The 7,358-nt window shown below is 45.0% G+C and carries 10 protein-coding genes; 8 read left to right on the top strand and 2 right to left on the bottom strand.

Annotation, left to right across the window (positions count from 1 at the left end; genetic code table 11):
- Positions 1-429: 429 nt before the first annotated feature.
- A complete protein-coding gene (locus FD23_RS07695; RefSeq protein ID WP_025895685.1) occupies positions 430-1,017 on the top strand; it encodes a GGDEF domain-containing protein in 588 nt (195 codons plus the stop codon).
- 68 nt (positions 1,018-1,085) lie between these two features.
- On the opposite strand, the gene FD23_RS07700 is transcribed toward FD23_RS07695, so the two are convergent.
- Positions 1,086-2,372, bottom strand: a complete 1,287-nt coding sequence (locus FD23_RS07700) for an MATE family efflux transporter (RefSeq protein WP_025895684.1) — start codon at positions 2,370-2,372, stop codon at positions 1,086-1,088.
- 142 nt (positions 2,373-2,514) lie between these two features.
- Between FD23_RS07700 and FD23_RS09440 the strand changes: the two genes are divergently transcribed.
- From FD23_RS09440 to FD23_RS07720, 3 genes are all read left to right on the top strand, one after another.
- Positions 2,515-3,252: a MerR family transcriptional regulator gene (locus tag FD23_RS09440; protein WP_025895683.1), complete on the top strand. Its 738-nt coding sequence runs from the start codon at positions 2,515-2,517 to the stop codon at positions 3,250-3,252.
- Positions 3,253-3,301: 49 nt separating this feature from the next.
- Positions 3,302-3,586: a hypothetical protein gene (locus tag FD23_RS07715; RefSeq protein ID WP_025895682.1), complete on the top strand. Its 285-nt coding sequence runs from the start codon at positions 3,302-3,304 to the stop codon at positions 3,584-3,586.
- Between the two features lie 335 nt (positions 3,587-3,921).
- A complete protein-coding gene (locus FD23_RS07720) occupies positions 3,922-4,563 on the top strand; it encodes a tyrosine-type recombinase/integrase (RefSeq protein ID WP_003615159.1) in 642 nt (213 codons plus the stop codon).
- Between the two features lie 192 nt (positions 4,564-4,755).
- On the opposite strand, the gene FD23_RS07725 is transcribed toward FD23_RS07720, so the two are convergent.
- The gene (locus tag FD23_RS07725; RefSeq protein WP_025895680.1) at positions 4,756-5,235 is read right to left on the bottom strand and encodes a GNAT family N-acetyltransferase; all 480 of its coding nucleotides are present in this window, start codon (positions 5,233-5,235) and stop codon (positions 4,756-4,758) included.
- A gap of 266 nt (positions 5,236-5,501) precedes the next feature.
- Here FD23_RS07725 and FD23_RS10715 point away from each other — a divergent pair, with 266 nt between their 5' ends.
- From FD23_RS10715 to FD23_RS10730, 4 genes are all read left to right on the top strand, one after another.
- Positions 5,502-5,756, top strand: coding sequence for an ATP-binding cassette domain-containing protein (locus tag FD23_RS10715; protein ID WP_044880510.1), 255 nt, complete (start codon positions 5,502-5,504; stop codon positions 5,754-5,756).
- Positions 5,757-5,963: 207 nt separating this feature from the next.
- Positions 5,964-6,413: a DrrA family ABC transporter ATP-binding protein gene (locus tag FD23_RS10725; RefSeq protein ID WP_257786486.1), complete on the top strand. Its 450-nt coding sequence runs from the start codon at positions 5,964-5,966 to the stop codon at positions 6,411-6,413.
- Entirely contained in the window at positions 6,410-7,102 is a 693-nt protein-coding gene (locus tag FD23_RS07745; RefSeq protein WP_230844831.1) for an ABC transporter permease, read from the top strand. Before FD23_RS10725 ends, FD23_RS07745 begins: the two co-directional genes overlap by 4 nt.
- Positions 7,103-7,151: 49 nt before the next feature.
- Entirely contained in the window at positions 7,152-7,304 is a 153-nt protein-coding gene (locus FD23_RS10730; protein ID WP_230844832.1) for a hypothetical protein, read from the top strand.
- Positions 7,305-7,358 lie beyond the last annotated feature (54 nt).

Here is a 7,358-nt window from a genome sequence, read left to right on the forward strand (position 1 = left end):
TAGCAAGTTTGATTTCTTTAGTGTATTTAGTCATGAAAATAACCCCCGAAATTAGTGTCCTAATTTCGGGGGTCATATCAACATGTCTTAAGTGATGAAATATTAATAATTTGAAAAAATGGAAAAGGAACAGCAAATGAAGCTGGGCAGATATCTGGGTTAATGTTAATAAATGCGGCCATTTTTGCTGCTTCCTTTCTGTTTTTTCAATAGTATAAAGGATAGATGCAAGGCTTGCAAGTAGTTTTCTTGATCTTCATTACGAAAGCTGCATATTTTATATGCATTTAGTTGGTAATCGTTGATTTATCTAGGTGAAAGCTTGATTTGTCTGGATAATCACGAATATTCGCTTTTTCATTATTAAAATGATATTTAAATTAAAAAGTTTTCCGCTTCTATGCTATACTTTTGACTGAGGTGAAACAAATGCCAGGAATCGGAACAGTAAGCAACGTCACCGCCATTATCTGCGGCGGTCTGCTAGGCCTTAACTTCGGCCACCTACTCAAGGCCTGGGTGCAGGAAATATTAATGGTCGCCTGCGGGCTGGACGTGGAAAAGAGCGAATTCCTCAGTGAGAACGACCTCGTAACCGGGATCAGAAACCGCAACTATTACCAACACGAGATTAATAATCTTTTGCAAGCAGCTCAAGAGAGCGTTACTTATGTCTTCTGCGACGTCAATGGCCTGCACGAAACCAACAACAAGTTTGGCCATGAAGCCGGGGACCGGATGTTGATTGCCCTGGTTAGTGAATTAGCCAAAAGCTTCGGGCAAGACCTGTCTTTCCGCTTTGGCGGGGATGAGTTTTTAGCAATTACCTTAGACGAGCGCTTGGACAAAGTCCAAGCAAAGTCTGACCAAATCCTTTCTAACTTGAGAAAGCAATGCTACCACGTTTCAATCGGGATCAAGCCGGCAAAGGACGACCACTTAAATGTCAGTGACCTGCTCTACCAGGCAGACAAGGCCATGCGCAAATCCAAGGAAGAATTTCTACAAGAAAGCTGAGAGCGACCGCCGGGGCCCGGTAATCTTCTTTCTTTACTACATTTATGACTGCAGAGAAAAAGCCGGTATTAACCGGCTTTTTCTATTGCTTCTAAAGCTCGTATTTCTTTAATAACCAAGATGGTTGAGCCCAAGACGCAGATGATTCTGGCTCCCAGTTCCGCGCCCCAGAAAGCATTAGTCTGAAGAGGCGTTAAAAGCAGCCAGGTAGCGGCTAGCTTAAGGGCTAATTCACCCAAGTTGTAGTAGAGGTATTCCTTCATCAAAGCCATGCTTCTGAGCAATCCTTCATTCAAGAACTTGAAGATGGAGAAAAGCTGGATACCAACAAAAGCATAGAGGTAAACTCTGAAAAAGGAGTAAGCTGCCTGGTTTTGGCCTGGATCAAAGAACATGCCTGCTAATAGCTGGCAGAAGATGACTGACAGGGCTGAGCTGACCAGCCAGTAGATGAGGGAGACATTGCTGCAGTAGCGGTAAACTGCTTTAACAGCAGAGTACGTTTTTGCCGCCAATAACTGAGCCGTCATCAGAGTTAACGTCTGGGCAAAGCCAACCAGGACGATCCGGGCCAGGTTCATGACCTTGACGATAGCGACATAGCCCAAGATTGCCTCCTGGCCAAAGGGGTTGACCCAGGCCTGAACCAATGTTGCGCCGGAGGTGATCGAGAATTGCTGGAAGATGGTTGGCAGGGCGATATGAAGGATGGACTTGATTTTTGTCCAGGAGAGGTCAGGTTTAGGGGAGACAGGCTCTTCTTCCTGCCGGTCCATTTTTGCCAAAAGGTAGAGGGTGACCAACATGGTGATCCCTTGGGCTAAAACCGTGCCCAGGGCTGAACCTAATACACCCAGCTGCAAGACGAGAATGAAAAGAAGATTTAATAGTAGGTTTAAGATGCTGGAAGTTGCCAGGAGATAGAAGGAGATTTTGGCCCGCTCATTGGAGATTAAGATAGCCCGGTCAACGTCATAGATGTAGATGATCGGCAGGGCAAAGAGGTAGACCCGGCCATATAGGAGGGCATCCCCCACCATGTTTTCCGGTAAAGACACTGCCTTATAAAGGGCAGGCAGGGAAATCCAGGCAATTACCACTAAGACCAGACCGCTAATAGCACTGAGAAAGAGGGTATCCCGGGCCATGGCGACTTTTTCTTTTTTGCCGGCCCCTAACAGCCGGGAGACCATGACGTCAACCGCCATTTCAAAGCCGCCGGAGGCAATCAGGAAAAGCATGATGATATTGGCCGCGTTGCCCACGGCGCCTAATTCCCTGGCTCCCAGATAGCGGCCGATGATGGCCATGTCGATGACGCTGTAGAGCTGCTGGACAAACAGCTCGCTGATCATGGGCAGGCTGAAGGCCCAGACTTTCTTTTTCAATTCTTCTGTCATTTTTCTTACCTGCTTTCAAAGTTTATACCTTTAGGGTAAACTATGCCCTAAGGGAATAGTCAAGGGCTGGAGAGTTTTAGTAAGGAAAGAGATTGACATGGACGAGGAATTAATTAAAACCGGGGATTTTGCCAAAATGTGTGCTGTCACTAAGAAGGCACTTTATGTCTATGAAGCAAAAGGACTTTTGCAGCCAGCAGTTGTCAAAGATAATGGCTACCGCTACTACCGGCTGGAACAGGTGGACCAAGTTGCGACGATCCGCCTGCTGGAGAAATTGGGCAGCAGCCTGCAGGAGGTTGGGGACTTTTTCGCCTTAAAGGATTTGAATGAACGGCAGAAGTATTTAGGCAAGCAGCAGGAAGCAGTCGAAAGAGAGATGGCTGAGCTGGGGAAGATCAAGTCAAGCTTAGAATTTTTTGACCAGAGAATCAGTGACTTGAAGCAGACTGGTTTAAAAAAAGTGGCAGTTGAGACTTGCCCGGAAGAATACCTGGAAGTCAGTCCTTTTAGGCATGGTGTTTCGCTGAATCCAATCAGCTTCGGGCCTAGATATGGGGTGATCGTCGATGACTTTGAAAAGGCAGAAATCAGCCGCTTTTTTAAAGTAGTAGAAAGAAAAGAAGGCAATTACGTCAAAGTGGCTGGAAAGTATGCCTGCTTTTACCAGGAAATGGAGAACGACGATGTTGCTGGCAATGGACCGAAGGCACTGGAATATTTAAGAAGCAAGGCAAAAGTTGTCCCGCCTTTTTACCAGGAAGACTTCAGCAGTTCCGTTTTAGGCCATGACGGATCGGTGATCATCAAGTATTCTGCCAAGTTGGATTTATGAGCAAATAAGCAGCATCCCTGCACGTTTTTTCGCTCCAGCTGGTGCACTTTTGGCTGATCACAACCATTTTCGTGGTATCAATTTGGTTCGTATCTTTGAGAACTCAATCGTGATCATTTTGCCGCTTTTACAATCGGTGCCAGTCAATCTTTCTGAGGATGAAGGCAGAATTTATCAAGCCGTTCAATCTGGAAACGAAACTACTAGCAAGATAAATGAAGTGGTTGGATTCGGCAGAACCAAAAGCTTGCGGCTGATAAACTCTTTGGTAAAGAAAGAGTACCTAATCAAAGTCGGGGAAGGCAGAGCTACCAAATATATGCTACCGAAGTAGATAAAATTGAATAGCTACTAAGCAGCATCCCTGCAGAATTTTTCGTGAGGGGATGCCGCTTTTTAGTTGAAACTTTGCCTAACTCTTTTTAACCTCATTTGCGGGAAAAAGGGCAAGTAATCATCTTAAAAAATTTGCGCGCAAATGAGAGCTTTTCTCAGCATTTTTGGCGGAAAATCGTTTTTTTACCGAATGCGTAAAAATAAGCATTTTTACGCATTCAAATCTTGATTAGTTAGGACGGAATTTTTGACATTTTTTCCGCTTCAATGCACCTTTGTGCTAGAATAAATACATAAAGACGCATTCAATGAGGGGAGGATTTTGCTAGCAAAATGGGCCGAAAAGTTAAAAAAACAGAGAGCAGCAGAAATATCCGGCCGCTGAAAACGGCAAAGGAAATCAACGCTATGAAACGGGCTCTGCAATTTGGGACCGGGACAGTTACCGGGCAAAACAGGAATGGCCTGCGGAATGCTATGATTTTTGTCTTCGGAATCAATACGGGTCTCCGGATCTCCGACATCGTCAAGGCCAAGGTGTCAGACATTGAAGACGGGGAATGGTACAACCTGGTTGAAACCAAGACCCACAAGAACCGGCATGCCTATATTGGCAATATCAGCCAGGACTTGGAAAATTACATTGACCAGATGCAGCTGAAGCCAAGTGACTGGCTCTTCCCTTCTAGAAAAGGGGAGGGGCATATTGAAGGAAAGTCATTCTATAAAGATTTGAAGCGGGCCGCCCGGCAGTGCGAGATTGATCCCAATACAGTTGGTACCCACACTCTAAGAAAAACTTTTGGCTACCACTACATCAAGAGCGCGACAACCCCAACAGGTGATCCAGATCCCCGGGCCTTGTACAAGCTGCAGAAGATGCTGAACCACAGCAGCCCAACCACTACTCTGAGATATATTGGCTTGGAAGATGAAAGCATGGAAGAAGATTTGAAGTCTTTCCGTTTGGGATAAAATACACCTTTTTAAGAAGTGAGTTCTATTGCGCTTAAATGTGCCAGGTGATCAACTTTAACTTTTTAAGAGTAACAGAATCGCTTTATCAGCGCTATACATTTTTAAGTAAACATATCTACATAAACTTTGTTATGTAAAGTGATTTGCTAGAATTAAAAACCGGTCTCAGAATTTGAGATCGGTTTTTGCTTACAAAATAAATTCCATATTTGTTTCTTTGACCGTCAAGCCATTCTTCTTATAGAAGTTTATGGCAGAATCATTGCCCTCCCATACATTAAGCGTCACTTCATAGCATCCCAGTCTTTTGGCTTCAGCTTTGACATAATCAAGCAGGGCCCGGCCCACGCCTTGGGAGCGCTGGGTGCTGTCAGCCCAGAGAACCCAGAGATCATCGATAAAGAGTGACTTAAACTGAACCATATTGGTTGAAAAAGGCTGCTCTTGCAGCTGAGTGAATGCATAGCCGAGCACTTGATCATCTTCGTCAACCGCGACAAAAACTGCTTTCTGGTCATCGTTAATGATTGTCGTCAGCTCTTCCACCGTGTACTTGGTTGTGCCTGGAATAAAAATGTCTGGACGAATCGAAGCGTGAATTTCCAAAACTTGGCTCAGCAGCTTCATAATTGCTGTAATGTCTTTAAATTGCGCGCGTCTAATTTGCATGATGCCACCTCTAAATAGTATCTAGTTACTATTAATTTTAACATGAAGCATTCTTAACTCTCTCTTGCTGATTGAAATATATCTCGATCAAAATAACTCACTTAACATCACCTAAAGGGTCACGCCTAACCAGCGTGGCCTTTTCTTATTCCAGCTTTTTTCAACTTAGCCGCCTATTTTTGCATCTTACCTAGATTTAACCCAAGAAAATATTAAAAGATGTAGAATTAACTTAGAAAAATAAATAGAAAGGGGGTTGCAAAATAGTGAAGAATGCTATTGAGGTTAGAAACCTATCTAAGTCCTATGGGGACTTGAAAGTCGTCAATGACATCTCCTTTGCAGTCCGCGAAGGCGAGCTATTTGCCTTCCTTGGCCCAAATGGGGCCGGTAAATCTACAACAGTTGACTGCCTGTCGACTTTGACCAAGTTCGATTCTGGTGAGATCAAGTTGGCCGGGCTTAACATGAAGACGCAGGCACAGGATCGGGATCGTCTTTCAAGAAGGACTGCTGGATAAGCGGCTTACAGTGCTTGAGAATTTAACTCTTCGCGCTGGCTTTTACTATCACAGCAAGGCAGAAGTAAAAGCTGCTGTTGCCCGGGCAAGCGAATATACGGAGATTAATGACATGCTTAAGCGGCAATACGGAAAAATTGTCCAGTGGGCAAAGGAGGCGGGTAGATATCGCCAGATATCGCCAGAGCGCTCTTAAATACACCGAAAATCCTTTTCCTAGATGAACCAACGACGGGCCTTGATCCGCAAACCAGGCAGCACATTTGGGAAACGATCCAGCGCCTGCAAAAAGAGCAGGGGATGACCATCTTTTTGACGACGCACTATATGGCAGAAGCATCCGCAGCGGATTATGTGCTAATACTGGACCACGGGAAGATTGTCGCTGAAGGCAGTCCGATCAGCTTGAAAGAGCTCTACAGCTATGACCGGCTGAAGCCGTATCCGAAGAAAGAGCAGAATTTAGACAATATTCTGTCGTCTTTATCACTTAATTGGAATAAGGTGGCCGACCACTATGAGGTAGAACTGAGGAACACCATGGATGCCATTGATATCGTAGAAGGAATACGGGACCAATTGCAAAGTTTTGAAGTCCTGCATGGAACGATGGATGACGTATTCTTGAATATTACAGGGAGGAGGCTAAGAGAATGAGCGCGATGGTCAAAAGGAATCTCAAGATTTACTTTAGAGACAAAGCTTCAGTATTCTTCTCAATGCTGAGTGTCATTATCATTTTTGCCCTCTACATCTTATTCATTGGTGATTCGGTGAATAGCGGGCTAAAGTTTCTGCCGCATCCCAATCGCTTGATGCGGGCTTGGATGCTAGCAGGGATGCTGGCTTCGGCGTCGATCACTACGAGTTTAGGAGCATATGGGGTGATGATCAGCGACCGGGAGAATAAGGCGATCAAGGACTTTTATTCATCTCCGGTCAGCAGAAGACATGTCGCGGGCGGCTATATCGTGACCGGCTTCATCATCAGCATCATCATGTCCATTTTTACCTTAATTTTTGGAGAAATCTACCTTGGTCTGGCCGGCGGGGCAGTACTGGATGTGGGGACTTTACTAAAGTTATTTGCTGTAATTGTCTTATCAGCCTTTGCATCATCAGCGATTGCTTCCTTTATGATTTCTTTCTTGAAGACCAACAGCTCCTACTCAGCCGCAAGCACGGTAGTTGGGACCTTGATCGGCTTTTTGGTTGGGGCATACATTGGTTGGGGCATACATTCCAATCGGCAGCTTGCCAGACAACGTTCAATGGCTGGTAAAGTACTTCCCATGTGCTCATTCAGCGGTACTTTACCGGCAGCTTTTGATGAAGCCTGCAATTAAAGCGAACTTTGCTAATCAACCGGCAAGTGTACTAAAAGAGATCAGGGAAATGTTTGGGATTGTCTTCGTCTATGACGGCCACACCGCGCCTGCCTGGGTGTCAGTAGCAGTTCTGCTGGTTACTGGGGTAGTCTTCTACTTGCTGGCGGTTTTGGTAATGACACGGAAACAAAATGAAACGCCGATTGTAAAATTAAACTGAACACTGTTCCGATCCAGTAAGAAAAATCGTTTTCACTGGATCAGAGCACAAAAA

The organism is Lactobacillus delbrueckii subsp. delbrueckii DSM 20074 = JCM 1012 (assembly GCF_001433875.1).
GTDB lineage: Bacteria > Bacillota > Bacilli > Lactobacillales > Lactobacillaceae > Lactobacillus > Lactobacillus delbrueckii.